This is a genomic window from Methylobacterium sp. A49B (assembly GCF_053346215.1).
In genome coordinates this window covers 19,369-44,203 of sequence record NZ_JBKFBO010000116.1, presented here as the reverse complement: position 1 = coordinate 44,203, position 24,835 = coordinate 19,369, and the positions used below count along the sequence as shown (strand labels likewise).

The following is a 24,835-nucleotide window of genomic DNA, read 5'->3' as shown; positions in this document are numbered from 1 at the left end:
AGCGAGACCAGATCCTTGAGGCGGCCCGTCTGGGTCTTGCGGCGCAGGTTGAGCCGGTGGGTCTCGACGGTGCGCACGCTCAGCGCCAGCCGCCGGGCGACCTCCTTGTTGCTGAAGCCGGAGCTGAGGAAGCGCAGCACCTCGGCCTCGCGGGGCGTGAGGCCCAGGCTGTCGGCCGCCTCGCTCGCCGCCGCATCGGGCTGCTCCGGCGGTGTCAGGCAGTCCGAGCCCTCCGCGAGCGCCAGCAGCGCGGCGCCGAGTTCCCGGGGCGACTTCGAGCGCGCCACGAACGCGTCGACGCCCGCAGCCAGCAGCGCGCGCAGGTCATCCGCCGCGAGCGCGCCGAAGGCCACCAGCGTGCGCAGGTTGGGCTGACGCTCCTTCAGGCCGACGATGCGGGCGATCCCGTCGGCAAGCCGGATCTCGTCGAGGAAGATCAGCGCGACGGTCGTGTCGGTGTTCGCCCGATCCAGATCCGCCTCGCCGATCGTGTGGAGCTCGGGCATGTGCTCCAGTGTCGCGCGAACAGTCGCGCTCAGGTCCTGCGGTTCATCAAGGATCAGGACGCCAACGGCCGTACTCATGACCTCGCACCTCTCTCTCCCGGCTTGATACAAATGGCCGGGCTCGGGTACGTAGTTTCAATTCTTATTCCAGATTTTTCGCGCCGATATTGATCAAAAATGTACCTTTCAGCGCAAGGTAAATACCTGTGGCGCACAAGATTGTCTCAATCTGGAACGCCCAGTTTCGAGGGGCGCGCTGAATCAACTTTCCCAGCGAATGACTGTCTGCCCAAGCTGCCACGTACCCAGGTGAAACGCATCGTCAGGTGCGCGGTCGCGACAGCGGCGCTCCGAAGTCGCCCTTCTCGCGTCCTCCCGACCGCGCTTGATGCGGCGATCCGATCGGCGATGCGGAGGCGGGCCGCCAGTTCGCGCGCAGGGCGCAGGCTCCGCGCCCTCTCGATCCCGAACCCGGCGAGCAGGCCGCGGATCATGGTCACCAGCTGCGTGCGTTGCTTGGCCAGCCGGTCGCGCGTCCGGGACGCGTACCGTATGACATCATGGCACCGTCTTTAACGCAAAGCTCATTCTGGAAGATGGACGGCAATCTCTGTTGTCGTGCTGACGGAGCTCTGCGCTTTCTTTGGACGCCGATGTGATCCTGAGCCCGCGCAGCAGGGATCCGCGCATTTGCCCCCCATCCGGCAACAGCACCTGAGAGAAAATCTCTCGGCAGCATTGCACCTTGCAAATCAAGGCACAGCAATATCGGAGACTCTGTCAGAGATCGGCCGGGGCTGCCAGATATGGCTCAGCTCTGACGACTGGCATTGAGGTCGCCAGCGGGCCGTCTGCCTGAGCCGGGTTTGCACCGGTCCGCCTCTGCGCTGAAACGCACGGAAGCGGACCTCGCTGTGTCGGTCAGATGTTTACAGTCATAAAAGATGATATCGAACACGATAGAGTCTGGTGGAGTGCAAATTTCCAGATATGCGCCCGTTTTATCTTCACAGGATATTTACTGTGAAGGCAATGACGTCTATATTAAAATATCAAATTTGATATCGAACTTTGGACTATTCATGTATTTGATTCGGCAGCTCATTTGATTTGACAGCCAATTTTTGTACATTTGCGATGCACATGTGGATAGCGGAAAGCAAGCCGACCCCGAAGAGGCTTGCTGTAGAATCATCCGTTTCGATCGTTTCGACAGCAGCGCGGAGTTTTTCCGCTAATACCATCAAGTCTTGGGCTCCCGCGTGAATGTGTGGCAGCCGCGATCCAAGATCGATTCCACCGTCATGCGCTTGGCTCAGGCCCAACGCGAGGCGGCACATATGTGCTCCGTCGCGGCGCGCCGTAGGGAAGATGCTCACGTTCGACATCAGTCTTTGCCCCTCGATCAAGCGGCCATGCTGTGGGAGGCATCCCGTACTTGTTGGGATGCACTCGCGATCTCTCGTGTGGCGATCGCGATGACGCTCACACCTTGGCTGATCTCTGTCACGGCGGCCGTCATCGCGTGCATGCTGGCCGACATCTCCTGCGCGACCGCGGCTTGCTGCTCGACCGAGGCCGAGATCGCGCTCGAGATCGCATTGACCTCGCCGATCGTCTCGCCAATGCCCGAGATCGCAGCGGCGGCCTCGGTCGCGGCGGCCTGGGTCTGTCGGATCTGAGCGCTGATGTTGTCGGTCGCTTTCGCGGTCTGGGCTGCCAACTCCTTGACCTCGGCAGCCACGACCGCAAACCCTTTGCCGGCTTCCCCAGCCCGCGCCGCCTCGATGGTCGCGTTCAAGGCGAGCAGGTTCGTTTGGCTGGCGATGCCGTTGATCATATCCACCACCTCGCCGATGCGCTGGGCCGCGGCCGCGAGGCCGCCGACGACGATCGAGGTCGCTTCCGACTGATCGACGGCGCGCCGCGTTACGGCGAGGGCGCGCCCCACCTGCTGGCTGATTTCACGAACCGACGCCGCCAGTTCCTCGGCACCGGCCGCGACATTCTGCGCGTTGCCGGCCGCCTGCTCGGAAGCGCTGGCCGCGCCAACCGCCTGCTCTGACGCCTTTGAGACAGATGCGGCGATCCCGTCGAGGTCGGTGTCGACCGCCTTCTGAAGGCGATCCCGCTCAAGGCGCTTGTGGGCTGCCGCTGTGATGTCGGTGGCAAACTTCACGACCTTAACCAGCTTGCCTGACGCATCAGCGACAGGGTTGTAAGTCGCTTGGATGTAGACGACGCGTCCGCCCCTCCCGACTCGTTTGTACTCGGCCTGTTGGAACTCTCCTTGACGCAGGCTGCTCCAGAACCGATCGTATTCCGGGCCAAGCTCAGCCGGATCTACGAACACACGATGCTGTCTTCCTCTGATTTCGTCGAGAGTGTAGCCGACCAGAGCTAGAAAATTTGGGTTGGCGGTGATGACGGTGCCGTCGAGATTGAACTCGATGATGCCCTGCGATCGGTCAAGCGCACGCAATTTGCCTTCACAATCGGCATTCCACAGCTTCTGCTTGGTGATATCGTGCGCGAATTTGATGACGCCGTAAGGTTTGCCGTTGCGGCCGATCAGCGGTGAGTAGCTCGCTTGGATCCACACTTGGCGGCCGTCCTTGCCGATCCGCTTGTACTCCGCTGTCTGAAACTCTCCCCGCCGCAGTGTGGCCCAGAACTGTTCATAGGCTGATCCCTGTTCTGCGGGATCTACGAATGTTCGATGGTGTTTACCTTTAATCTCATCGAGCTTGTAACCCAGCGCATTCAAGAAATTGTCATTTGCCCATCTCACCGTGCCATCGAGCGCAAATTCAATCACAGCCTGCGAAGCGTAGGCTGCATTCAACTTCGCATCGTTTTTGCGATAGGCGAACATCAGATTTTCCTCGATCCTATAAGTGCTCAAAAGGCCGGTTTTAGTTGTACTCGATCGTATTTTGCTAGATTCTTGATTGCGCGACCGGTGCGCATTCACGGCGCCGAGAATTTGTGACGGGATTTGTATCAAACCGCACACATGGAGGTCCGGCTTGAGAGATGTGGAAGAAAACCTGCCATGCCGTGAGGCATGTGCCGCCGCCTATGCCGGCCCACCGATCAGGCCGGAGCTTTGCCAAGACCGACGTGGTGAGCGCATCAGGAGCTTCAGCCCGTGGGATTTCCGCCGGCATGCCGACTGATGCACGACGACACCGGGTCGAGGGTTCGCCGGATGGCCGGACAGTAACTGCTTTTGGAACACGCCGATGGCTGTCCTGCGGACGACCCGGTTCGGTTGCGGCAAGCTGCTCAGGCTGGAAACTGGTCGATCCGCCCTCATGCGGCGATACAAGAGCGTGGACGCCGCCATCTCGTCCGATCGAAATTTGTCGCAGTCCGTCGGAGAGTGGTCCTGCGGGAAGTCTGATGGCTTGGAACAACGGCGCTGATCTATCCTACAAGTCGCGCTGAATGATCAGTCCGTACCACCTTGGCCAAGCTACGTCTCATACCTTGAGGATCGATGATAAGCTTGAACCAAACCGGAGTTCGTGGACGTACCACGCCACTCTGACGCCCGGCTGGATCCATTGCTACCACCTCGGTGAGAACACTTTCTCGATCGGAGGCCGCTCGCACGCGCAGCTGTGCATCCACGCGCCGAACCCTGGTGCGGGCTGGACTTGCACCGCAAAAGTGAAGCGCTCTCTTCCTGGAGGAGGGTCCCGATGGCAGACCGGAGGCGGATATGGCCGCTGAGCTCGAGCGCCTGCGACGCGAGCACGCGGTGCTGCGCCAGGAGCGGGAGATCCTGAAGCGGGCGACGGCCTTTTTCGGCCCGAGGAGGGACGTCGATGAGGTTCCGCCTCGTCGAGGCGGACAAGAACGACTTCCCGGTCGCGCGCCTGTGCAAGGTTCTCGACGTCAATCCGAGCGGCGCCTTCGCCTCGAAGAAGCGTCCGGCCTCGATGCGGCAGCGCGAGGATCTCGTCCTGCTCGCCCATGTCCGGCGCGCTGGCCGGTTACATCGATGGCTTTCACAATCCCCGACGCCGTCACGCGGCGCTCGGCTTCACCAGCCCCACCCAGTTCGAAAGGGGCATCGCTCCCCAAACTGCTCTCACTCAACCGAAGCTAGTCCAAGCTGAAGCTAGTCCAAGCACGACCTGCTCCTCGTCTTCGGTCTGGGCTGATCCTCTCAAACAGCCTGGCCCAAAGCTAGCCGGCCAAGCGCCAGCTATTCGCCGCACGATCAGGAACCGGGCGGCGTGCCGCGGAGGCTGATCGTCGCGGCTTGCGGGCGATCGGCCTTCCGCCCGCCATCCGGTGCACGACGCTGGGCGTGCAGCCCCGGCTTCTCGTTGTCATGCGCTGTCCGACGTCATGCATTGTTCGACGCCGGACCGGCATCGGCTTCCGCGGAGAGCGTTCTCGCCTAGCCCGTCTGGTCCCGCCGGGTCAGCTGTTTGACCAAGGCGGCCAGCTTCTCCTCGGCCGCCTTCAGCGCGACCCGCGAACTGTGTCCGGGCGGCGTACCGTCAGCGGCCGCGCGCAGTCTCGCGATGATGCCCTGGGTTTCCTCGACCTCGGCATCGAGCGCCGCGCGCTCACCAGATCGGTCTCCAGCCATGTCGGTCCTCCTGGACTTGCACGCCCTCGCGCAAGCCAGGGCAGCGGCCCACTGAGTTAGGCCATCCGCCCCGCGAGACGAGCCTCACGCGGCGTATCCCCGGCCGCTTCAATCGCGCCGCGCTTCGGCACTGGCGCGTGCGAGCACGGCCCGGAGCGCCGCGCGGCCCTCCACCGCGAACCAGGCGCGCAGCATGCCGCTGGTCTCGGGTCGGTCGCTCGGCCGCTCGCGGAACAGGTCCGCGTAGCGGGCCAACTCGCGCTCGACGAACATGTCGAGGTAAGCGGAGCCCTTCGCCTTCGCGAGGTCGACGAGGGCGTCCTCAAGGACACGCTCCATCATCTCCCCGACCATGGCCGAGACGTAGACCGCTTCCGCGCTGCCCTGCTCCAGATCCTGCAATCGACCCTCGATGACCGCGACGGCTGCCCCTCGGCTGCGTCACCGTCCTATGCGCCACCGCAGGTCCGACGCAAGGCGCGCCGCAACGCCCGCGGACGCCGCAGCAGCCGGCAGGGTGCCGCCGGACGCGCAGGCGGGACAGGAAGACCCGCCCGGTCCACGTCAAGGAGGTCCACGTCCAGGACGGCCGTTCGCCGCTGCGGGGCGCCGTGATGCCTCAGGAGGCCCGGTTCAGGCGGGCTGGCGTCTGCGCCTGCGCCGCAGAACGACGACCGTGAAGCCCGCCAGGAGCAGGCCGAGGCCGGCATTCAGCTCAGGCGTCGGCGCGCCACCGGACCCGCTCCCCCAACTTGGCTCCGCCGCGCTCATGGATCCGAAGCCGAGAAGGGTGTCGCCGGACCGACCGCCCGAGCCGGCGAAGGCCGAGCTCTTGCCCTGGCCGCCGCCGCCGGCCGCGGAAGCTTCAGATGTGCGGACCCCACTCGTCGAGACGGCGGCGAGGCTCACGTGCAGATCGCCCACGGACGGACGGCCGGCCTGATCGTTCGTGACAGCATTGCCGCTTCCACCCGCGACCGGGCCGCATAAACAGCGACCGATCTCAGTAAAAAAGCATATTCCTACGTAGTTCATGGCCGATGCTCAAATTATTGGTCATGTATCGACTCATTACAGAAAACGTTCCCATCGCAACATCGGGTTGCGGTGGACGACCGTGAATCACAGTAAAAACTGCGTTTAAGCTTAGCGCGATCGCGCATCCCGCGATTGCGACCGTGTCCGGCGCGGGATTCCGATGACGTCTGGGCACGGCTCCAGGCCTCTGTAGACGCGCGCCCTTGCGCCGAACCGGCGTCCACGTCGATGGAGAGTGCTCTAATGCGCCGGTCCACGCGCGGACGGGCGCCAGCTCATCCCGTAATCCGGGCGGGCGTCGGCCTGCGAGATGGCCGAGCCGTCCGCATCGAGCCGCGTGAGTCCGCCGATTAGCGCCAGCATCCCGAGCCCGATCGCCACCGAGGCCAGGAGCACCGTGGCTTGGTCCGCGCGCCGGCCAGTCCGGGCGATCGCGAAGGCGCCCAGCGTGAACACGAGTGCGGTGGCAGAAGCCAGCTTGAGAGCGTCGAGCATCGGCGCGCCTCCCGGGGAAGCCATGCGCGGATGACGGGTCCTGCGCAAGGCAGCTCTCACGCCTGACTGGTCGACCCGGTCAAGCGCGCCGTGCTCGGGGGCCGCATGCTCCACGGCCATGGCTGCGGCAGAGCCTTCGGTCGAATGTCCCGGTAAGCCGTCCTCCCGCCCGCGGCCGGTTCTCGGCGCGATGACGGGTTCCGATCCAGCGCGTCAGGACATCCGGACACCGACCATGAGACAGCTCCTCGCGTTCACGTCGGCCATGATCGTGTGTGCCGGTGCCGCTCTGGCTCAGACCGATCCGCCGGACCGGGATTGCAGCCACGATCCCGAGACGACGGGCTCGCTCTCCCTCGACCCGCGCAGCCTGCACCTCCCGGCCGCGAGGCCCGGAAGGGTCGAGGTGACCCCTCCCGAGGACAGCTGGCAGGAGGAGGCCCGTGAGAATGCCGAGCAGCGCAGGCGCGATCTTCTCGCCTGCGGTGTGGATTGAGGGAGGCTCGCCGCTGCACTCGCCGCTGCGGCCTGCCGGCCGGCCGCGGGGTTGGACCTCGATCCCGCGCGGCTCAGCCGATCGCCCAGAGCAGCGGCAAGGCTCCGATCAGGAACAGGGCGGACGAGAGGAGGACGGCGGCACTCTCGCGGTGCCGGAGGAGAAGAGCGTGGGGGAACGCGAGCATGACGCAAGCCGGATCGACGGTGGGCGCCGGAAGGAACGCTCCCGAATCGTGACCGAACGGGGGCGTCCGGCGGCCTCCGCGGGCGATCCGCGGAGGCTGTCGCTTCCCGGTGACAGGTGGCGTCCCGGGCCGGGAGACGGATCGCGGCGGGAGGGCCGGCCCCGCGGGCCGGCCCTGCGACCGGTCCGCGACCTCAGGCGAACATGTCGGGCTGGGTCTCGGCGATGTGGCTGTACAGCGTCTGGAAGTGCAGCCAGCCGATATAGTCGCTGCCCACGTGCTCGCGGCTGTAGCGGGCGGTCTTCTCCGAGAGGAGCTGCGGCTTGATGCCGGTCGACTCGACCAGGAGTTGCTGCTGGCAGGCCCGCTCCAGGGCGATGAACCAGAAGGCCGCGTCGTCGATGCTGTGCTGCGAGCAGGTCAGCAGGCCGTGGTTCTGGTGCAGCACGCCGCGGTTGCGGCCGATCTGCTGGGCGACCGAGAGGCCGCTCTCCTTCTCCACCGCCACGGCGCCCGCCGAGGCGCCGATCACCGCGTGGCTGTTGTAGAAGGCCGCCGCGTCCTGGCTGATCATCTCGAGCGGCCGGCCGGTGGCGCACCACGCGGTGCCGTAGGTGGTGTGGGCGTGGCACATGGCCATCACCTCCGGGTACTCCTCGTGCACGGCGGCGTGCAGCACGAAGCCCGCGCGGTTGATGGCGTGGCGCCCCTCGACCACCCGGCCCTTGTGGTCGGCCAGGATCAGGTTCGACATCCGCACCTGCGAGAAGTGCACGCACATCGGGTTGGTCCAGTACAGCTCCGGACGCTCCGGGTCGCGGATCGTCAGGTGCCCGGCGAAGCCGTAGTCGAAGCCGTGCATCGCGAAGGCGCGGCAGGCGGCCACGAGGTGCTTCTTGCGGTAGTCGCGCTCCTCGGCGTGGTTGGCGAATTCGGGGATCTCCGGGAAGATCAGGCCGGCCTGCTCGGGCTGGTAGATCGAGGTCCGCTTGCGGCCGGCATCGTCGTTCGGCAGGTCGAGGGCGGCGGTCTCGTCGTGGGAATGATCGTCGAGCATGGCGTGTCCTTTCGTCGGGTGAGAGGGGATGGGTGAGGGGGCGTCAGCGGTTGACGAGGCGCTTGGGCACCGTCAGCGCCAAGAGGCTGCCCAGGGCGAGGCACGCGGCGAGGGTGTAGACGCCGAGGCTCGTGGACTTGGTGGTGTCGATGATCCAGCCGATCAGGTAGGGGCTCACGAAGCCCGCGAGGTTGCCGACCGAGTTGATCACCGCGATGCCGGTGGCGGCGGCCGCCCCCGCCAGGATGGCGGTCGGCAGGCACCAGAACTGAGCGAGCGTCACCAGCACGCCGATGGTCGCCACGGTGAGCGCCGCCTCGGCGACGATCAGGTCCGTGCTGAACCGGATGCTGACCAGCCAGCCCACCACCCCGACGAGGCCCGGCACCGTGATGTGCCAGCGCCGCTCCCGGGCCGCGTCGGACAGGCGCCCGACCGTGACCATCGCCACCGCGGCGGCGCCGTAGGGCAGCATCGTCAGGAGGCCGATCTGCAGCGGGTCGGAGACGCCCGCGCCCTTGATCAGGGTCGGCAGCCAGAAGCCGACGCCGTAGAGACCCATGATGAAGAAGAAGTAGATCCCGCAGAGCAGCCAGACCCAGCCGCTGGTGAAGCCGTCGCGGAAGCGGTGGGCGGTGACGGTGGCGCCGTCGGCCGCGATGTTGCGGGCGAGCAGCGCCTTCTCGTCGGCGCTCAGCCACTTGGCCTTCTGGATGCCGTCGTCGAGGTAGGCCAGCACGCAGAAGCCCAGCACGAAGGACGGCAGCGCCTCGATCAGGAACAGCCACTGCCAGCCGGCGAGCCCGCCCATGCCGGCGAAGGCGTTCATGATCCAGCCGGAGACCGGGCCGCCGACGAGGCCGGCGACCGGGATGCCGGTCATGAACAGCGCGATGATGCCGCCCCTGCGCTCGGACGGATACCAGTAGGTCAGGTACAGGATGACGCCCGGGAACAGCCCGGCCTCGGCGAGGCCCAGCAGGAAGCGCAGGACGTAGAACCACGTCGGCGAGGTCACGAACATCATGGCCGCCGAGATCACGGCCCAGCTGACCATCACCCGGGCGATCCAGATCCGGGCGCCGACCTTGTGGAGGATCATGTTGCTCGGCACCTCGAACAGGAAGTAGCCGATGAAGAAGATCCCGGCGCCCAGCCCGTAGATCGTCTCGCTGAACTTGAGATCGCTCAGCATCTGCAGCTTGGCGAAGCCGACATTGACGCGGTCGAGATAGGCCGCGACGTAGCAGGCGAACAGGAACGGCACGAGGCGCCATGTGACCTTGCGGTAGACCCGCGTCGTCTCGTCGATACTGGGCTCGACGAGGGTCATGACCCCCTGTGCCATCCGGATGTCTCCCTAGACTTATCGTTCCGCAACCGTCTGCGCGGCGCGGGCGGCACTATCGTGCGCCGTCGATTCGTTGACAAACGACGATTTTTCACGCTTTTCGTGAATTCAATTCATGGATTGTCGCATGCGGCGGATCCCGAGCTTCCCCGCCCTGCGGGCCTTCGAATCCGCGGCCCGGCTCGGCAGCTTCGCCCGGGCAAGCGCGGAGCTGCACCTCACGCCCTCGGCGGTGAGCCACCAGATCCGGGCGCTGGAGCGCTGGTTCGAACGGCCCCTGTTCCGGCGGGCGAACCGGCAGGCGACGCTCACCGCGGACGGTGCGCGTTTGCTCGCGGGACTGACGGGCGCCTTCGACGCGATCGAGGCGCTCTGCGCGGAGCTCAGCCCGCCGCCGCCCGCGGCCCTGGCCTCCGCGCTCGCCGTCCATTGCACGCCGAGCTTCGCGGCAAAGTGGCTCGGTCCGCGGCTGCCCGCCTTCGTGGAGGCCCATCCCGGCATCGCCATCCGCCTGTCCACCAGCGCCGACCCGGTGGATCTCGGGCGACACGGGGAGATCGACATCCTGATCGCCTACGGCCGGCCGCCCCGCGGTCCCGGCCTGACCGTCGAGTCCCTCGGGCCGGAGGAGATCGCGGCCCTGTGCACGCCGGAGGTCGCCCGGGCGGCGGGGCCGGTCGGGCCGGGGCTCGCCGAGCGCTTCACCCGGCTCGACTCGTCCTTCAGCCCGGTGCGCTGGCCGGACTGGTTCGCCCAGAACGGCCTGACCGTCCCGGCCGGGACCGCGGGCGCTGCCTTCGACCGGGGCTCGCTGGTGATCTCGGCGGCCGTCCAGGGGCTCGGGGTCGCCCTGGAGACGCTGCGGTTCGCGCGCGACGAGCTCGGCGCCGGACAGCTGGTGCGCCTCGGCGGCGACCGGGCCGCGAGCCTCACTCGCGACCTCCACTTCATCTGCTACCGCGAGCGCGACGAGACGCTGGCGAAGATCCGAGCCTTCCGCCGCTGGCTGCTCGACGTGGAGGCGGAGAGCCGGGCGGGGCAGGGGACATCCGCCTGACGCGCGCACCGTCGCGGGGCGAGATCGCTTCGGCGACAGGCCCCGGGTCTCACGCCGTCGTTCCGGGGCGCCGCAGGCGAGCCCGGACCCGAAGGGGCACGCCGGAGGCGGGCAACCCCGATCCGCTGTCGGCGCAGGGTTTTGGCACGTCGGCGGGTCTGGATCCCGGGCTCCGCCGCGCGGCCCCGGGACGACGAAGGGGCCATCGCGCCACGCTTTGGTCTCCGCCGTCGCGGTCCTTTGCGTGGGCGTCTGCGCCTTCCAGTGCTAGGTCCGTCTTCAAGCACAAGGCCAACGCGGCGGAGCCCGGCCCCGACCGTGCGCCGATCAGGGAGAACGCCCCATGTCCCTCTTCGCAAAGCTGCAGCGGCGCGCCGGCGAGGGCCGGCCCGTCCGGGTCGGCCTGATCGGGGCCGGCAAGTTCGGCTCCATGTACCTGTCCCAGGCGCCCCGCACCCCCGGCATCCACCTGACCGCGCTGGCCGACCTGTCGCCGGAGCGGGCGCGCGCGTCGCTGCGCCGGGTGGGCTGGGACGACGCCCGCTTCGCCGCGCGCGGGCTGGAGGAGGCCGCGCGGGACGGCACCACCTTCGTCACCGCGGATGCCGACGCGATGATCGCGAGCCCCTTCGTGGACATCGTCATCGACGCCACCGGCAGCCCCGCCGCCGGCATCCGCCACGCGCTCAAGGCCTTCGCGCACGGAAAGCACGTCGTGATGGTCAACGTCGAGGCCGACGTGCTCGCCGGGCCGCTGCTGGCGCGCAGGGCCGCCGAGGCCGGGGTGATCTACTCCATGGCCTCGGGCGACCAGCCGGCGCTGATCGCCGAATTGGTCGACTGGGCGCGCACCATCGGGCTGGAGGTGGTCTGCGCCGGCAAGGGCACCAAGTACCTGCCGGCCTACCACGCCTCCACGCCCGACACGGTCTGGGACCATTACGGGTTCAGCGAGAGCCAGGTCGCGGGCGGCGACTTCAACCCGCAGATGTTCAACTCCTTCCTGGACGGCACCAAGTCGGCGCTGGAGATGGCCGCGGTGGCCAATGCCTGCGGGCTGACGCCCCCGCGCGACGGCCTCGCCTTCCCGCCCTGCGGCGTCGACGACCTGCCGAGCGTCCTGCGGCCCGCGGCGGATGGCGGAATCCTGGCGGAGCGCGGCACGGTCGAGGTGGTCTCGTCCCTGGAGCGGGACGGACGGCCAGTGTTCCGGGACCTGCGCTGGGGCGTCTACGCGGTGTTCGCGGCACCGAGTCCTTACGTGCGCGACTGCTTCGCCCAGTACGGCCTGAAGACCGACGACAGCGGGCTCTACGCCGCCACCTACAAGCCCTACCACCTGATCGGCCTGGAACTCGGGATCTCGGTGGCCTCCATCGCGGTCCGCGGCGAGGCCACGGGGGCGACGGGCGACTGGCGCGGCGACGTGGCGGCCACCGCCAAGCGGGCCCTGCGGGCGGGGGAGACGCTCGACGGGGAGGGCGGCTTCACCGTCTACGGCAAGCTGATCCCGGCGGCCGACGCCCTGGCGCAGGACGCCCTGCCGATCGGTCTCGCCCACAACATGGTCCTGAAGACCGACGTTCCCGCGGGGCGGATCGTGCGCTGGAGCGACGTGGCGTTCGACGCGGGGCAGGAGGCGATCCGCGTCCGGCGCGACATGGAGGACCTGTTCCGGACGGAGTGGGGTGGCGCGGCCGGTTGATCCGGGTCCGGATGACATCAGAAACATCGCCGCTTCTCTCCCTCCCCCTTCTGCGGGGGAGGGCGGGAGAGGGGAGCGACGGTGCAGACCGAAGCGCCGGCCTTCACGACGGCTCTATTGAATCCTGAAGCCGGGCTCCCCTCTTGCGGGACTACATCCCGGCCCGACCGCCTTCGGGGGCCACCCTCCCCCGCACAGGGGTGGAGGGAAATCCGCGGAGCCGTTCAGCCCCTCTCCGATGGAGACGTGTGAACATGCAAGTCCGCAGACTATCCGCACTGCGCCGCGCCTTCCTCCTCGCGGCCCTCGCCTGCGCGGGGCCGGCGCGGGCCGGCTGGACGGGGCCGGAGGGCCAGCCGCTCTTCGTCAACGAGGCGAACCCGAAGGGCTACAACTACGCCCCGAGCCTGATCACCGAGAACGGGACCACCGACATCTGGTGGTGCGGGCAGGGCAAGACCGACGTCATCTATCACCGCGCGTACGACCCGCAGACCGGCTTCTCGCCGGCCCGGATCGTGTTCCAGCCGACGCCCGGGTCCTGGAACCGCCAGTACGTCTGCGATCCGAGCGTGATCAAGGGCAGCTTCACCAACCCGGTCGACGGCCAGCGCTACGCCTACGCGATGTACTATTCCGGTGCCGACAACCTGCCGGGGCACAACAACCAGACGGGGCTCGCCTTCTCCAACGACAAGGTCACCTGGGTGGATTATCCGAACCCGGTGATCGCGCCCCTCAACCCGGCCGTCGCCCAGGGCAATTACGGCGCGGGGCAGCCGGCGACCGTCAGCCTCGACGGCCGGTCGAGCCTCATGGTCTTCACCACCGACCTGACGGGGCCGCAGGGCGTGGCCGGCTTCGGCGACCTCTACGTGCGGCGCACGGCCGACGGGGTGCATTTCGATCCGCCGGTGCGGGTCCCGAACGGGACCGCCGACGGCACGACGATCAACCCGAACTCCGATTTCGGCTACGACCCGGCCTCCGGCGAGATCTACGTGATCACCGGCCTCGCGGGCCGCAACTGCCAGCAGGTCGCCTGCAAGGATCCGGCTCGCAACCCCGATCGCGAGACCTACCAGATGGGTCTCTACCGGATGCCGCTCAAAACCCTGCTCAGCGGCACGCCCGCGCGCTGGACGCCGGCCGGCACCCTGAACTCCGACGTCACGGGCTTCTATCTCAATCACAGCCCCGGCTTTCAGCGCGATGCCCGCGGAACCCTCACGCCGTTCCTGCCTGCCGTCACGGTGTTCTTCTCGGGCGGCGATCCCTATCCCGGCACGTGGCGCATCGCGACCGCGACGCTCGACCCGGCCTCCGACCGCGTGCCCCTGAAGCGGGCGGTCGGGCCGGCCGGGCACTGGGTCACCACGGGCTACACGGCGCCGGACTACACGATCGAATCCACCCTCGGATCCGTGTTCACGCTGCCCCGGCCCGGCACCGCGAAGCTGATGAGCTGCGTGGCCGGCGCCGACCACTTCCTCAGCCGCGACCCGAACTGCGAGGGGCACACGCCGCTGGGGCAGACCGGCTACGTCTACGAGGCCCCGCACCGGGGCAGCCACCCGCTCTACCGCTGCAACGCCGGCGGCCACGACCACTTCGTGTCGCTGGACAAGGGCTGCGAGGGGCAGACCGCCGAGGGCCTTCTGGGCTACGCGCTGGACTGAGCCGCCGTCGTTGCGAGCGTAAGCGAAGCCATCCAGGGCAGCGCCACGTTTTCCGAACCTCGCGCGACCCTGGGTCGCTCCGCTTCGCTCGCGATGACGGTGGGAAACACCCTCACCCCGCCGCCAGCGCCTCCGCCTTCGCGCGCCCGCCGAGATAGGCCGACCGGATCTCGTCATTCGCCCAGAGCGATTCCGGATCGCCCGAGAGGACCAGCCGCCCGGTCTCCAGCACGTAGCCGCGGTCGGCCACCGAGAGGCCCATTCGGGCGTTCTGCTCGACCAGCAGCACCGTGGTGCCGCGGCGGCGCACCTCGGCGATGATCGCGAACACCGCCTGGACGATCACCGGGGCGAGGCCGAGCGAGGGCTCGTCGAGGAGCAGGATGCGGGGCTTGGCCATCAGGCCGCGGGCGAGCGCCACCATCTGGAGCTGGCCGCCCGACAGCGTCCAGCCCAGCGCGTCGCCGAACCGGCGGATATCCGGGAACAGGTCGAACATCGCCTCGACCTCGTCGCGCAGCGCCCGCTTGGACAGGCCCGACCGGTTCGAGGCGCCCAGCATGATGTTCTCGCGCACCGTCAGCCCCGGGAAGACCCGGCGGCCCTCCGGCACGTGGGCGACGCCGAGGCGCACGATCGCCTCGGGCTTCAGGCCCTCCAGGGGCTTGCCCTCCAGCAGGATCGTGCCGGCGGCGGGCCGCACCAGTCCCGAGATCGCCTTCAGGGTGGTGGACTTGCCGGCGCCGTTGGAGCCCAAGAGCGTCACCACCTCCCCGGCGCCGACCGAGAAGGACAGGCCGCGCACGGCCTCGATCTCGCCGTAGCGGACCACGAGGTCGCGGATCTCCAGGAGGGGCGTCGTCATCGCGGCACTCACACCGGTGCGAGGTCGGTCTTGAGGCTCGCCGCCGGGCCGGCGGCGGCGTCCTCGCCGAGATAGGCCTGGATCACCGCCGGCTCGCGCAGCACGGTCGCGGTGACGCCGTCGGCGATGCGGCGGCCGAAATTCAGCACGGTGACGTGGCTCGCCACGTCGCTCACCAGCGTCATGTCGTGGTCGATGATCAGGATGGTCAGGCCCTTGGCGGCCATCCGGCGCAGGAGCACCGTCAGGGCGTTCTTCTCGCTGGAATTGAGCCCGGCGGCCGGCTCGTCGAGGAGGAGCAGCACGGGGTTGCCGGCCAGCGCCCGGGCGATCTCGATCAGCCGCTGGTGGCCGTACGAGAAGCCCGAGATCGGCTCCTCCGCCCGCCCCTCCAGGCCGACGAAGGCCAAGGCCGCTCGGGCGCGGGCCTCCAGGCTCGCCCGGTCGCTCGCGCCCAGCGGGTTGTTGGGCCGCTCGGCGCCGATGACGACGTTCTCCAGGGCGCTCATCGAGCGGAACAGGCGGATGTTCTGGAAGGTGCGCCCGATCCCGGCGGCCGCCCGCCGGTGCGGCGGCAGGCGCGTGACGTCCTGCCCGGCGAGCCGCACGGTGCCGCCCGTGGGGCTGTAGAGGCCCGAGAGGACGTTGAGCGTCGTGGTCTTGCCCGAGCCGTTCGGGCCGATCAGCGCGTGGATGCCGCCCCGCGCCACCGTGAAGCTCACCGCGTCCACGGCCTTGAGGCCGCCGAAATGCTTGGCGAGCTCCGACACCTCCAGCATCGGCGCCCCGGAGGCCTCGCCCTGGCTCAGGGTCAGCTCGGCGGCGGGGGCCGGGGCCGGGCGGGCCCGGCGCAGGCGCCGGACCTGATCGCCCAGAAAACCCCAGATCCCGTCCGGCATGAACACCACGATCAGGATCACCGCGAGCCCGTAGATCGCGAGGTAGAGCCCCGGGATCTCCTTGAGGAAGCGGAGCCATTCCGGGATCAGGATCAGCAGGGCGGTGCCGATCACGGCGCCGACCGGCGAGCCGACGCCGCCGAGCAGCGCCATCGTCAGGAAGACGATCGACTCGGCGAAGGAGAACTGGTCCGGGCTGATATAGGTGAAGCTGCCGGCAAACAGCCCGCCGCCGAGCCCCGCCAGCAGCGCCCCCAGGGCGAAGGCCGCGACCTTGGTGCGGTAGATGTCGATGCCGGAGACGCCCGCCGCGAGCTCGTTGTCGCGCACCGCCCGCATGGCGCGGCCGAGCCGGGTCCGCGGCATATGCCAGACGAGCCAGCCGACGATCGCCAGCACCAGCACGCAGAGCGCGAGGTAGCTCTGCCCGTCGGCGAACAGGGCGGGGCGGCGGATGTTCGGCACCCCGTCGGGTCCGTGGGTGACGGGGATCCAGTTGGTCAGGACCAGGGTCAGGATCTGCTGGAACGAGATCGTCACCATGGCGAGGTAGTGGCCGCCGAGCCGGAGCGTCGAGGCGCCGAGCGCCGCCCCCAGCACCACCGCGAGCCCGAGGCCGACGACGAGGCAGATCCAGAAGTTCAGGCCGCCATCGACTGTCCCGAGGCCGACCGCGTAGGCGCCGATCCCGAAGAAGCCGGCCTGGGCGAGGTTGATCTGCCCGCACAGGCCGAGCACCACGGTGAGCCCGATCACCGCGATGGCGTAGGTCGCCGCCTGCATCAGGATGTTGAGGGCGTAGCCGTTGAGCGGCGTCGTGGCGGCGAGCGCCACGAGGCCGGCGGCCAGGACCGCGTAGGCGAGGCTGCCGAGGGGGAACCGGCGCGGGGCGGTCGTCGGCGCCGCGGCGGCGATGGGGGAGGGGGTGCCGCTCATGCCGTCCTCACGCCTTCTCCGCCACGCGCTCGCCGAACAGGCCCTGCGGGCGCACGACCAGGAAGACAATCAGGACCAGGAACGCGAAGGCGTCCTTGTAGGGCACCGAGACGTAGGCCGCCCCGAAGGTCTCGATGATGCCGAGCGCCAGCCCGCCGATGATCGCCCCGGTGACGTCGCCGAAGCCGCCGATGATCGTCGCCGCGAAGGCCTTCAGCGCGATCGTCGCGCCCATCTGGATCGACACGAACAGCACCGGCGCCACCAGGATGCCGGCGATGCCGCCGAGCACGGCGCTGTACACGAAGGTCAGCATGATCATCCCGGCCACCGGGATGCCCAGCAGGGCGGCCATCTCCTTGTCCTGCGAGGTCGCCTGCAGCTTCTTGCCGACGAGCGTGTGCTCGAAGAACCAGTACTGGAACGCCACCAGCGCCGCCGTCACCGCGATGATCAGCAGGTACTGGCTGTCGAGGAAGACCGGGCCGAGCAGGAACCCCTGCGTCTCGAAGACCGGCGGCAGCACCTGCGGCTGCGGCCCGTAGAGGGCGAGCGTGGTGTTGGCCAGGAAGATCGATGCGCCGATGGTGGAGATGATCACCGGCAGGTAGCTGCGGTGGCGCAGGGGATAGTAGACGCCGAGGTTGAACAGGGCGCCGAGCAGCGCCATCCCGCCCAAGGTGAGGAGCAGCGACAGCCAGTAGGGCCACTGGAGGTCGACGGCGAAGACCACCATCAGGAAAGCCGCCACCATCGAGAACTCGCCTTGGGCGAAGTTCACCACGTTGGTGGCGCGGAAGATCAGCACGAAGCCGAGCGCCACCAGGGCGTAGACGGAGCCGATGCCGATCCCGGTGAAGAGAAGCTGCAGGATCAGGTCCATGCGGTCCGCACTCTCATGTGTCCTTCGGCGATGGGTCCGATGGTCTTGGAGCCGTGCCCGATCGCGGTGCGAGAGGGGCCGCGACGGTGGCGCGCAGGCCGCCCTGGCAGACGCGGCGGGCGACCTCTCGACTGCGGGCTTTGCTGTTCACACCCCGTCTCCGAAAGATGATGAACGGCTCCGCGGATCTCCCTCCCCCCTCTGCGGGGGAGGGTGGCCCCCGAAGGTGGTCGGGAGAGGGGAGCAACGGTGCAGAACGAAGCTCTGCGCCTTGTGAAGGCCGCGCCTCTTTCGGGAGCCGGGCTCCCCTCTCCCGACCCCTGCTGACGCAGGGGCCACCCTCCCCCGCAGAGGGGGGAGGGAGAGATGCGGAACCGCTCGTTCTTGATCGGCCACGGCATATGCCTTTGATGGAACGCGCGCTCGCCTCGAACCGGTCTCCACTTCGGCACAGAGCGCATCGGCATCTCAACCCTTGTAGAAGTCGATCCGTCGGTCGAAGACGATGTTGCCCTTGTCGTTGCGCACGACGTTGTAGCCGTGCAGGCCGTCGCCGTTCTTGTCGAAGTTGTAGGTGCCCTCGGCGCCCTCGTGGCCGCGCACCGCCAGGATCGCCTCGCGGATCGCCTGCGGGTCGGTTTTGCCCGCCGCGTTGATGGCCTTGGCCAGCACCGTCACGGCGTCGAAGGTCCAGGAGGACTGGTTGTCGGGGGCGATCTTCATCGCCGCCCGGTAGGCCTTGCCGTAGGCGCGGGCGGCGTCGCTCGATTCCTCGGCGTAGTCGGCCACGCCGTAGGTGCCGTACAGCGACGGCCCGGCGAGCTTCAGGGCGGTCACGTTGGTGATCGACGGCGAGCCGACCCAGGGCGCGGTGACGCCGAGCTGGCGCAGCTGCCGGGCGAAGATGCCGATGTCGTTCTCGAAGGTGAAGTACGAGCCGATCACGTCGGCGCCCGACTGGCGGATCGCCAGCACCACCGGGGTGAAGTCCTGGCTCTGGTTGGTGTAGCCCTGGTCGAGGGCGACCGTGGCGCCGCCCTTGCCGAGGCTCTCGGTCAGCGCCTTGGCGCCGCTGGTGCCGAAGGCGTCGGTGGAGTGGATGATCGCCCATTTCTTCTTGCCGAGCCCGTTGACGCCGTGCTCGGCGATCACCTGGGCCGAGAAGCTGTCGTTGGGCCGGAAGCGGAACAGCCAGGGGTTGCCGAGCTGGGTCAGCACCGGGTCGGTGCCGCCGAAGCAGACCGGCTTGCCCGTCTTCAGGATGTCGGGCGCCATGGCGTGGTTCTGGGTCGATCGGATCGAGCCCAGGAAGCCCACGAGGTCGCTCTGCGAGGCGAGCTTGGAGAAGGCGAAGACCGCGCCGGGATTGGTGGTCTGATCGTCCTCGGTGACGATCTCGAGCGGCTTGCCCAGCACGCCGCCGGCCTTGTTGACCGCCTCCAGGGCAATCTTGGCGCCGGCCAGCGCGTAGCGCCCGGCATCGGCGCCGGGACCCGTCACCGGCAGCACCATGCCGATCCGCACCGTGGAGCCGGGGCCTTGGCCGGCGCCCTGCGCGCAGGCCGAGCGGATCACCCCCGGCGCGAGGCCGCCCGCGAGCGCGGATGCGGCACCCGTCAAGAAAACGCGACGCGTCGTGGTCATTGGCGTATCCGTCCCGTCGCCGATGCTGAGGCCCGGCGTTGGCGCGGATGCTCCATGCCGGATGCCACCCTGTCCATCCCGCCAAGTGCCCGAGCTTCACGGAAATGAGAGGATGGCCCGGGATCGTCACTCGGGATCACGCCCGGTGGCCGGTACGGCGCAGGGCCATGAAGGCGAGTCGCGGGATGGGCTGTCGTCGAGCAGGGGCGTCGTACGACACCCGCGCCCTCATTCCGGGCTCGCCTGCGCAGTTCCGGAATGACAGGTTAACAGTCCTGGCGCAGAGGGCAGTCATGGGAGCCCAGGCCCCTGATCTTGGGAGCAGCGGACGCCCGCAATCGCTCCGTGAGGCTTGGCAGTTCGTGAGGCTTGGCAGTTCGTGAGGCTTGGCAGTCGGACGGGATGTGGTCTTTTTTGAATGTTGTATTCTTATCGAGTCGTCTGAAGGAAAACATCCGGATGACAGTGTCATCGCGGCATTCGGGCGCCGGGTATTCCGGTGGACAGGCGCCGGAGCACACGCTTTAATCGTTCAAAATCGAGATGGCCCCGCCGAAGGGGCAGGCGGGTACCATCCGCCGGGAGGAACGATGAGGCTCGTAGACAGGCGCACGCCGGTCGACCGGCGGACTTTCCTCAAGGGTGCGGCCGGCGCCGCACCGGCGGCCGCGCTGGCCTCCAGGGTCACCTCCGAGGCCTGGGCCGAGGGCGCGCAGGCGCTCACCCCCCACAGCCTCAAGACCCTGGTGCTGATGGCGCGGGACATCTACCCGCACGACCAGCTCTCGGACCAATACTACCGCACCGCGATCCTGCCCTGGGACGCCAAGGCGGCCGCGGATGCCGGGACCCGCAGCCTCCTGGAGGAGGGCGTCGCCGGCCTCGACGCCGCCGCGAAGGCCCAGCACGGCAAACCCTATCTCGACGTCGGCTGGGAGGACGACCGGGTGCCCCTGCTGCGGGGCATCGAGACGGGCGAGTTCTTCAAGAAGATCCGCGCCGATCTGGTCGTCTCGCTCTACAACCAGAAGCCGCTGTGGCGGAAGCTCGGCTACGAGGGCTCCTCGGCGGAGCACGGCGGCTACCTGGAGCGCGGGTTCAACGACATCGACTGGGTCGACAAGGTCTGAGGGGGCACCGATGGCACGCTTCGACCTCACCGACGACTCGGTCGTCGTCATCGTCGGCTCCGGCGCGGGCGGCGGGACGCTGGGCAACGAACTGGCCCAGCGGGGCATCAAGACCGTGATCCTGGAGGCCGGCGACCGCTACGAGATCGCCGATTTCGTCAACGACGAGTGGGAGAGTTTCGCCCAGCTCGCCTGGAAGGACGCGCGCACCACCTCGGGCGACTGGCGGGTGGCGCGCGACTTCCCCAACCTGCCGGCCTGGATCGTCAAGGCGGTGGGTGGGACGACGACCCACTGGGCGGGCGCCTCGCTGCGCTTCGAGGACCACGAGTTCCGCACCCGCGACCATTACGGCGACATCGCCGGGGCGAACCTCCTCGACTGGCCGGTGACGCTCGCCGAGCTGGAGCCCTGGTACGCCCGCGCCGAAGACAAGATGGGCGTGACCCGCACCAACGGCCTGCCGGGCCTGCCGGGGAACAACAATTTCAAGGTGCTGCAGGCCGGCGCCACCAAGATCGGCTACCGGGAGGTCCATACCGGGCGCATGGCGATCAACAGCGTGCCCCGGGACGACCGCTCCTCGTGCATGCAGATCGGCTTCTGCTTCCAGGGCTGCAAGTCGGGGGCGAAGTGGTCGACCCTCTACACCGAGATCCCCAAGGGCGAGGAGACGGGCTATCTGGAGGTCCGCCCGAAATCCATGGTGGTCAAGATCGAGCACGACGCGGCCGGCAAGGTCACCGGCGTGGTCTATGCCGACGCCACCGGCGCGATGCAGCGCCAGAAGGCCCGGATCGTCGCGGTGGCGGGCAACTCGATCGAGAGCCCGCGGCTCCTGCTCAACTCGGCCTCGGCGCGGTTCCCTGACGGCCTCGCCAACTCCTCCGGCCAGGTCGGGCGCAACTACATGCGGCACACCACCGGCACGGTCTACGGGATGTTCGAGCGGCCGGTGCACATGTACCGGGGCACCACCATGGCGGGGATCGTGCGCGACGAAGCCCGCCACGACCCGTCCCGGGGCTTCGCGGGCGGCTACGAGCTGGAGACGCTCTCGCTGGGCGTGCCGTTCATGGCGGCGTTCCTCAATCCCGGCGCCTGGGGCCGCGGCTTCACCTCGGTGCTCGACAACTACGCCAACCTCGCGGGGATGTGGATCGTCGGCGAGGACCTGCCCCAGGCCCAGAACCGCATCACCCTCGACCCGGCGGTCAAGGACGCGCAGGGCATGCCGGTGGCGAGCGTCCACTACGACGACCACTCCAACGACACGGCGATGCGCGCCCACGCGTTCCGCCAGGGGGCGGCGATCTACGAGGCGGTGGGCGCCACGAAAACCTTCCCGACCCCGCCCTATCCGAGCACGCACAACCTCGGCACCAACCGGATGAGCGCCAAGCCGCAGGACGGCGTGGTCAACGCCTTCGGGCAGACTCACGACGTGAAGAACCTGTTCGTCTCCGACGGCAGCCAGTTCACCACGAGCGCGGCCTGCAACCCGACCCTGACCATCGTGGCCCTCGCCATCCGGCAGGCCGACACGATGGCCGGGATGATGAGCCGGGGCGAGATCTGATGATGCGCCCGCGCCGCATCCGGACCTGGTCCCTCGCCCTCCTCGTCGCGGCGCTCTCGGGCGCCGCCCAGGCCCAACCCCGCCCCGGCGACGCGCTGCCGCCGGACGCGGCGGCGACGCCCGGTACGAACAACAGCACGGTCGGCAGCACCGGCCAGACCCCGAACGTGGCTTACCCGCAGGCCCCCGCCGCCACGCCCGCCGCCGAGGGGGCCGACCGGGCCCGCCCGCCGACCGAGCGGGAGAAGGAGGAGCAGAAGCTGCGCTGAGATCCGCCGCGTCCTTGCGAGCGGCGCGAAGCAACCCAGGGCAGCGCGACCTCGGCAAACGTGGCGCAGCTGGATTGCTTCGCTCCGCTCGCAAAGACGGCTGGCCCCGCATCGACAGGAGGAATCCATGTGGACTGACGCGCATCCCGTCTCCGTGGCGCCCCCCGTCCGCGCAGCCGGTCGGATCGGGCCGGCGCGCCTCGCCCTCGTCCTGCTGACGGCCGCCGCCCTGCTCGGCACCGCCGCCGTGGCCGTACGGTCGCCGGCCGTTCCCGTCGAGCCCGACCTCGCGCGGGTGATCCGCTTCATGGCGGTGCTCAAGGGCGGGTTCGCGCTGGCCGCGCTCGCGGCCGGTTTCTGGCGCCTCGCCCGGCCGGCGGCGCCCTGGCGGACGGCGATCTACGTGGCCGGCCCGCCGGCCATGGCGGCCGGGGCGCTGGCGCTGGGGACGCTCCACAGCCCCGCCCTCGCGGCGGCGGCACTGCATCTCGGCCTGCTCGCGGTAGTGGTGGCCGCTCTGACCGATGCCGACTTCCTGCCCGACCGGCCGCTCCTCGGAAGGCACTGGGGAAGGCGCTGACACCGCTTCCGCGCCGCGTCGGCAGGCGCGAGAGCGCTCCTACCAGAAAGGAGTTCACCGGCTGCGGCGCAGTCCCAGACCATACCTCCGGCGCGCGAAAGCAGCCCGCGGGCCGGTCTCGCTCATGAACTTGAACAGGTTCTCGGCTTTGGCGCGCTCAGCGCAGGGCGAGCATCTGCACCGCCTGCGTGGCGACGTGCTGTACCGTCGGCAGGTCGTAGGCGTAGACGCGGCCGGCCAGGATCGCCAGGGCCAGCGTCCAGAAAACCGCGCTGCCGACGCGCCGGGCGGTGCGATCGCCGGCCGTGTCCGCACAGGTGCGCGCGACGCCGTCCGCGACGGGCTCGCCGAACGGATCGAAGGTCGTCGCCTGGGTTTCGGAGAGGCTGCGCATGTCGGGAAATGTCGCGTCCGGGACGTCTCCGCGCAATGGAGGCGTCTTTCGTATTTCGCGGGTGCGAGAGACACTTGTTCTCTACCCGCGCCGGGTTGCGAACATCTTCTTCTCTCGGTCCCGATCGGGACCCGGCAAGGCCGATTCATGCCCCCGGCCGGAGCCGTCCGGGGTCGTTCCCGCCGGGGTGTGATAGGGCATGGGTTCCCGGCGGCCCCGCAGGGGCTCGCGGCTGACCTCGCGCCACGCCCCCGGGGGCTCTCCGGCGGCCCGGCGCGCCGCCTCGGAGGCCAGGATCGGAACGCCGTGCTGCTTGGTCGCCTGCTCCAGGCGGGCCGCGACGTTGACGGCGTCGCCCAGCACCGTGAACTCGTAGCGCGCCTCCTCGCCGATGATCCCGCAGAACACCTCGCCATAGTGGACGCCGACCCCGATGCGCACGGGCTCCGCCCGCGCGGCCCTGGCGGTCCAGCGGGCGATCACCGCGACGAGGTCCCGGGCGAAGGCGAGGGCGCGGGTGGCGTCGTCGGGCCGGGGCTCGGGCAGCCCGAACACCACCAGGGCGCCGTCGCCGATGAACTTGTCGACCACGCCGCCCCGCAGCCGGGCCAGCCGCGTGACCCGCCGCCGGAAGGCGGACAGGAACTCGGAGAGGGCGTGCGGGTCCAGGCTCTCGGCCAGGGCGGTCGAGCCGCGCATGTCGACGAACACGATCGCGGCGTCCTGGCGGCGTCCGGCCCTGAGACTTCCGTCGTCGTCGGCGAGCCGCAGGACCAGCTCCCGCGGCAGGAAGCGCGACAGCCGGTTGCGCCGGTTCGCCTCCCGGAGGCCCGAGATGGCGAACAGCACGAACAGCACGGTGAGGATGCCGACCAGGATCCAGATCGCCAGGGCGATCCGTGAGACCTCCGCCTGGCGCCGCTCCATCCTGTCCGCCTCGTGCGCCTCCATGCGGCGCACGAGGTCGCGGATCGCGTCCATCACGGGCTTGCCCCGGCCCTTGGCCACGGCGGCGCGGGCCGCCGCGGCGTCGCCCCCGCGGCTGAGGGCGACGCTAGCGTCGAGTTCGTCGAGCTTCTCGCGGATCAGCCCGGTCAGGACGTCGCACTCGGCCCGCTGGTCGGGATCGTCCTGGACGAGGTCGCGCAGCAGATCGAGCTGGCGGTCGACGTTCACGCGGCCTTCCGTGAAGGGCAGCAGGAAGGCCTCGTCGCCGGTGAGCAGGTAGCCCCGCTGGCCGGTCTCGGCGTCCTGCACCGCCGACAGCACCCGGGCGAGGCGCCCGTCGACCGCCACGGTGTGGCGCACGGCGTCGATGCCGCGCTGCTGGTAGAGGAAGGCGCCGAGCGCGATGGCGGTCATCACCAGGATCGTGGCGAATCCCACCGTCATCCACGTCACCGTGCGCGAGCGCAGGGTCCGCCTCACCCGTCCGGCGACCCGCGCCCGCATCGGAACATCGGTCGGCGCCGGAAC

Annotated in this window: 23 protein-coding genes and 2 pseudogenes; 9 read left to right on the top strand and 16 right to left on the bottom strand. The window is 68.9% G+C overall.

The features are described from left to right. From ACLBX9_RS21280 to ACLBX9_RS21265, 4 genes and pseudogenes are all read right to left on the bottom strand, one after another. Positions 1-584, bottom strand: a 584-nt coding sequence (locus tag ACLBX9_RS21280; RefSeq protein WP_447720303.1) for a LuxR C-terminal-related transcriptional regulator, incomplete at its 3' end; no start/stop codon positions are given. 328 nt (positions 585-912) lie between these two features. Continuing rightward, positions 913-1,045 (bottom strand): annotated as a pseudogene (locus ACLBX9_RS21275) (IS110 family transposase); the annotation flags it as partial. Between the two features lie 537 nt (positions 1,046-1,582). Next, positions 1,583-1,885, bottom strand: coding sequence for a hypothetical protein (locus ACLBX9_RS21270; RefSeq protein WP_158169033.1), 303 nt, complete (start codon positions 1,883-1,885; stop codon positions 1,583-1,585). Positions 1,886-1,911: 26 nt separating this feature from the next. Then, positions 1,912-3,381, bottom strand: coding sequence for a methyl-accepting chemotaxis protein (locus ACLBX9_RS21265; RefSeq protein WP_447720332.1), 1,470 nt, complete (start codon positions 3,379-3,381; stop codon positions 1,912-1,914). An 846-nt stretch (positions 3,382-4,227) separates the two neighbouring features. Between ACLBX9_RS21265 and ACLBX9_RS21260 the strand changes: the two are divergent. Next, positions 4,228-4,534 (top strand): annotated as a pseudogene (locus tag ACLBX9_RS21260) (IS3 family transposase); the annotation flags it as partial. Positions 4,535-4,920: 386 nt separating this feature from the next. On the opposite strand, the gene ACLBX9_RS21255 reads toward ACLBX9_RS21260, so the two are convergent. The 4 genes from ACLBX9_RS21255 to ACLBX9_RS21240 all read right to left on the bottom strand — a co-directional run bounded on the left by ACLBX9_RS21255 (position 4,921) and on the right by ACLBX9_RS21240 (position 6,648). Then, on the bottom strand, positions 4,921-5,115 hold the full coding sequence (locus ACLBX9_RS21255) for a hypothetical protein (protein ID WP_010687615.1): 195 nt from the start codon (positions 5,113-5,115) through the stop codon (positions 4,921-4,923). Positions 5,116-5,223: 108 nt separating this feature from the next. Then, positions 5,224-5,517: a hypothetical protein gene (locus ACLBX9_RS21250; RefSeq protein ID WP_447720331.1), complete on the bottom strand. Its 294-nt coding sequence runs from the start codon at positions 5,515-5,517 to the stop codon at positions 5,224-5,226. A gap of 231 nt (positions 5,518-5,748) precedes the next feature. Beyond that, on the bottom strand, positions 5,749-6,024 hold the full coding sequence (locus tag ACLBX9_RS21245; RefSeq protein WP_158169031.1) for a hypothetical protein: 276 nt from the start codon (positions 6,022-6,024) through the stop codon (positions 5,749-5,751). A gap of 369 nt (positions 6,025-6,393) precedes the next feature. Further along, complete coding sequence (locus tag ACLBX9_RS21240) at positions 6,394-6,648, bottom strand: hypothetical protein (protein ID WP_447720330.1); 255 nt, start codon at positions 6,646-6,648, stop codon at positions 6,394-6,396. Between the two features lie 235 nt (positions 6,649-6,883). On the opposite strand from ACLBX9_RS21240, the gene ACLBX9_RS21235 reads away from it, so the two are divergent. Then, a complete protein-coding gene (locus ACLBX9_RS21235; protein ID WP_010687611.1) occupies positions 6,884-7,144 on the top strand; it encodes a hypothetical protein in 261 nt (86 codons plus the stop codon). Between the two features lie 380 nt (positions 7,145-7,524). Here the strand turns inward: ACLBX9_RS21235 and ACLBX9_RS21230 are convergent, their stop codons facing one another. Then, on the bottom strand, positions 7,525-8,388 hold the full coding sequence (locus ACLBX9_RS21230) for a class II aldolase/adducin family protein (protein WP_010687610.1): 864 nt from the start codon (positions 8,386-8,388) through the stop codon (positions 7,525-7,527). A gap of 43 nt (positions 8,389-8,431) precedes the next feature. Further along, on the bottom strand, positions 8,432-9,736 hold the full coding sequence (locus tag ACLBX9_RS21225; protein ID WP_447720329.1) for an MFS transporter: 1,305 nt from the start codon (positions 9,734-9,736) through the stop codon (positions 8,432-8,434). A 130-nt stretch (positions 9,737-9,866) separates the two neighbouring features. Between ACLBX9_RS21225 and ACLBX9_RS21220 the strand changes: the two genes are divergently transcribed. From ACLBX9_RS21220 to ACLBX9_RS21210, 3 genes are all read left to right on the top strand, one after another. Further along, positions 9,867-10,796, top strand: a complete 930-nt coding sequence (locus ACLBX9_RS21220) for a LysR substrate-binding domain-containing protein (protein WP_447720328.1) — start codon at positions 9,867-9,869, stop codon at positions 10,794-10,796. Positions 10,797-11,139: 343 nt separating this feature from the next. Beyond that, positions 11,140-12,501: an NAD(P)H-dependent oxidoreductase gene (locus ACLBX9_RS21215; RefSeq protein WP_447720327.1), complete on the top strand. Its 1,362-nt coding sequence runs from the start codon at positions 11,140-11,142 to the stop codon at positions 12,499-12,501. 254 nt (positions 12,502-12,755) lie between these two features. Continuing rightward, positions 12,756-14,180: a hypothetical protein gene (locus tag ACLBX9_RS21210; RefSeq protein WP_010687606.1), complete on the top strand. Its 1,425-nt coding sequence runs from the start codon at positions 12,756-12,758 to the stop codon at positions 14,178-14,180. Between the two features lie 112 nt (positions 14,181-14,292). Here ACLBX9_RS21210 and ACLBX9_RS21205 read toward each other — a convergent pair whose 3' ends face one another. The 4 genes from ACLBX9_RS21205 to ACLBX9_RS21190 all read right to left on the bottom strand — a co-directional run bounded on the left by ACLBX9_RS21205 (position 14,293) and on the right by ACLBX9_RS21190 (position 19,407). After that, positions 14,293-15,045: an ABC transporter ATP-binding protein gene (locus ACLBX9_RS21205; RefSeq protein WP_010687605.1), complete on the bottom strand. Its 753-nt coding sequence runs from the start codon at positions 15,043-15,045 to the stop codon at positions 14,293-14,295. 8 nt (positions 15,046-15,053) lie between these two features. Then, entirely contained in the window at positions 15,054-16,880 is a 1,827-nt protein-coding gene (locus tag ACLBX9_RS21200; RefSeq protein WP_447720326.1) for a branched-chain amino acid ABC transporter ATP-binding protein/permease, read from the bottom strand. Between the two features lie 7 nt (positions 16,881-16,887). Beyond that, complete coding sequence (locus ACLBX9_RS21195; protein ID WP_010687603.1) at positions 16,888-17,763, bottom strand: branched-chain amino acid ABC transporter permease; 876 nt, start codon at positions 17,761-17,763, stop codon at positions 16,888-16,890. Between the two features lie 468 nt (positions 17,764-18,231). Further along, positions 18,232-19,407 carry an ABC transporter substrate-binding protein gene (locus ACLBX9_RS21190; protein WP_447720325.1) on the bottom strand — a complete coding sequence of 392 codons (1,176 nt, stop codon included), beginning with the start codon at positions 19,405-19,407 and terminating at the stop codon, positions 18,232-18,234. A gap of 590 nt (positions 19,408-19,997) precedes the next feature. Between ACLBX9_RS21190 and ACLBX9_RS21185 the strand changes: the two genes are divergently transcribed. The 4 genes from ACLBX9_RS21185 to ACLBX9_RS21170 all read left to right on the top strand — a co-directional run bounded on the left by ACLBX9_RS21185 (position 19,998) and on the right by ACLBX9_RS21170 (position 22,965). Beyond that, positions 19,998-20,537, top strand: coding sequence for a twin-arginine translocation signal domain-containing protein (locus tag ACLBX9_RS21185; protein WP_447720324.1), 540 nt, complete (start codon positions 19,998-20,000; stop codon positions 20,535-20,537). A 10-nt stretch (positions 20,538-20,547) separates the two neighbouring features. Then, positions 20,548-22,116: a GMC family oxidoreductase gene (locus ACLBX9_RS21180; RefSeq protein WP_447720323.1), complete on the top strand. Its 1,569-nt coding sequence runs from the start codon at positions 20,548-20,550 to the stop codon at positions 22,114-22,116. Then, the gene (locus tag ACLBX9_RS21175; RefSeq protein ID WP_447720322.1) at positions 22,116-22,385 is read left to right on the top strand and encodes a hypothetical protein; all 270 of its coding nucleotides are present in this window, start codon (positions 22,116-22,118) and stop codon (positions 22,383-22,385) included. Before ACLBX9_RS21180 ends, ACLBX9_RS21175 begins: the two co-directional genes overlap by 1 nt. A 127-nt stretch (positions 22,386-22,512) precedes the next feature. Then, positions 22,513-22,965 carry a hypothetical protein gene (locus ACLBX9_RS21170; RefSeq protein WP_447720321.1) on the top strand — a complete coding sequence of 151 codons (453 nt, stop codon included), beginning with the start codon at positions 22,513-22,515 and terminating at the stop codon, positions 22,963-22,965. Positions 22,966-23,122: 157 nt separating this feature from the next. On the opposite strand, the gene ACLBX9_RS21165 is transcribed toward ACLBX9_RS21170, so the two are convergent. After that, positions 23,123-23,359, bottom strand: coding sequence for a hypothetical protein (locus ACLBX9_RS21165; RefSeq protein ID WP_010687597.1), 237 nt, complete (start codon positions 23,357-23,359; stop codon positions 23,123-23,125). 81 nt (positions 23,360-23,440) lie between these two features. Further along, complete coding sequence (locus tag ACLBX9_RS21160) at positions 23,441-24,811, bottom strand: adenylate/guanylate cyclase domain-containing protein (RefSeq protein ID WP_447720320.1); 1,371 nt, start codon at positions 24,809-24,811, stop codon at positions 23,441-23,443. Between the last annotated feature and the right edge of the window lie 24 nt (positions 24,812-24,835).

Bases quoted from the DNA above. Each gene is read 5' to 3' on its own strand.
- ACLBX9_RS21265 (WP_447720332.1), bottom strand. From the start codon at position 3,381: ATGTTCGCCTATCGCAAAAACGATGCGAAGTTGAATGCAGCCTACGCT.
- ACLBX9_RS21255 (WP_010687615.1), bottom strand. From the start codon at position 5,115: ATGGCTGGAGACCGATCTGGTGAGCGCGCGGCGCTCGATGCCGAGGTC.
- ACLBX9_RS21240 (WP_447720330.1), bottom strand. From the start codon at position 6,648: ATGCTCGACGCTCTCAAGCTGGCTTCTGCCACCGCACTCGTGTTCACG.
- ACLBX9_RS21235 (WP_010687611.1), top strand. From the start codon at position 6,884: ATGAGACAGCTCCTCGCGTTCACGTCGGCCATGATCGTGTGTGCCGGT.
- ACLBX9_RS21230 (WP_010687610.1), bottom strand. From the start codon at position 8,388: ATGCTCGACGATCATTCCCACGACGAGACCGCCGCCCTCGACCTGCCG.
- ACLBX9_RS21225 (WP_447720329.1), bottom strand. From the start codon at position 9,736: ATGGCACAGGGGGTCATGACCCTCGTCGAGCCCAGTATCGACGAGACG.
- ACLBX9_RS21220 (WP_447720328.1), top strand. From the start codon at position 9,867: ATGCGGCGGATCCCGAGCTTCCCCGCCCTGCGGGCCTTCGAATCCGCG.
- ACLBX9_RS21215 (WP_447720327.1), top strand. From the start codon at position 11,140: ATGTCCCTCTTCGCAAAGCTGCAGCGGCGCGCCGGCGAGGGCCGGCCC.
- ACLBX9_RS21210 (WP_010687606.1), top strand. From the start codon at position 12,756: ATGCAAGTCCGCAGACTATCCGCACTGCGCCGCGCCTTCCTCCTCGCG.
- ACLBX9_RS21205 (WP_010687605.1), bottom strand. From the start codon at position 15,045: ATGACGACGCCCCTCCTGGAGATCCGCGACCTCGTGGTCCGCTACGGC.
- ACLBX9_RS21200 (WP_447720326.1), bottom strand. From the start codon at position 16,880: ATGAGCGGCACCCCCTCCCCCATCGCCGCCGCGGCGCCGACGACCGCC.
- ACLBX9_RS21195 (WP_010687603.1), bottom strand. From the start codon at position 17,763: ATGGACCTGATCCTGCAGCTTCTCTTCACCGGGATCGGCATCGGCTCC.
- ACLBX9_RS21190 (WP_447720325.1), bottom strand. From the start codon at position 19,407: ATGACCACGACGCGTCGCGTTTTCTTGACGGGTGCCGCATCCGCGCTC.
- ACLBX9_RS21185 (WP_447720324.1), top strand. From the start codon at position 19,998: ATGAGGCTCGTAGACAGGCGCACGCCGGTCGACCGGCGGACTTTCCTC.
- ACLBX9_RS21180 (WP_447720323.1), top strand. From the start codon at position 20,548: ATGGCACGCTTCGACCTCACCGACGACTCGGTCGTCGTCATCGTCGGC.
- ACLBX9_RS21175 (WP_447720322.1), top strand. From the start codon at position 22,116: ATGATGCGCCCGCGCCGCATCCGGACCTGGTCCCTCGCCCTCCTCGTC.
- ACLBX9_RS21170 (WP_447720321.1), top strand. From the start codon at position 22,513: ATGTGGACTGACGCGCATCCCGTCTCCGTGGCGCCCCCCGTCCGCGCA.
- ACLBX9_RS21165 (WP_010687597.1), bottom strand. From the start codon at position 23,359: ATGCGCAGCCTCTCCGAAACCCAGGCGACGACCTTCGATCCGTTCGGC.
- ACLBX9_RS21160 (WP_447720320.1), bottom strand. From the start codon at position 24,811: ATGCGGGCGCGGGTCGCCGGACGGGTGAGGCGGACCCTGCGCTCGCGC.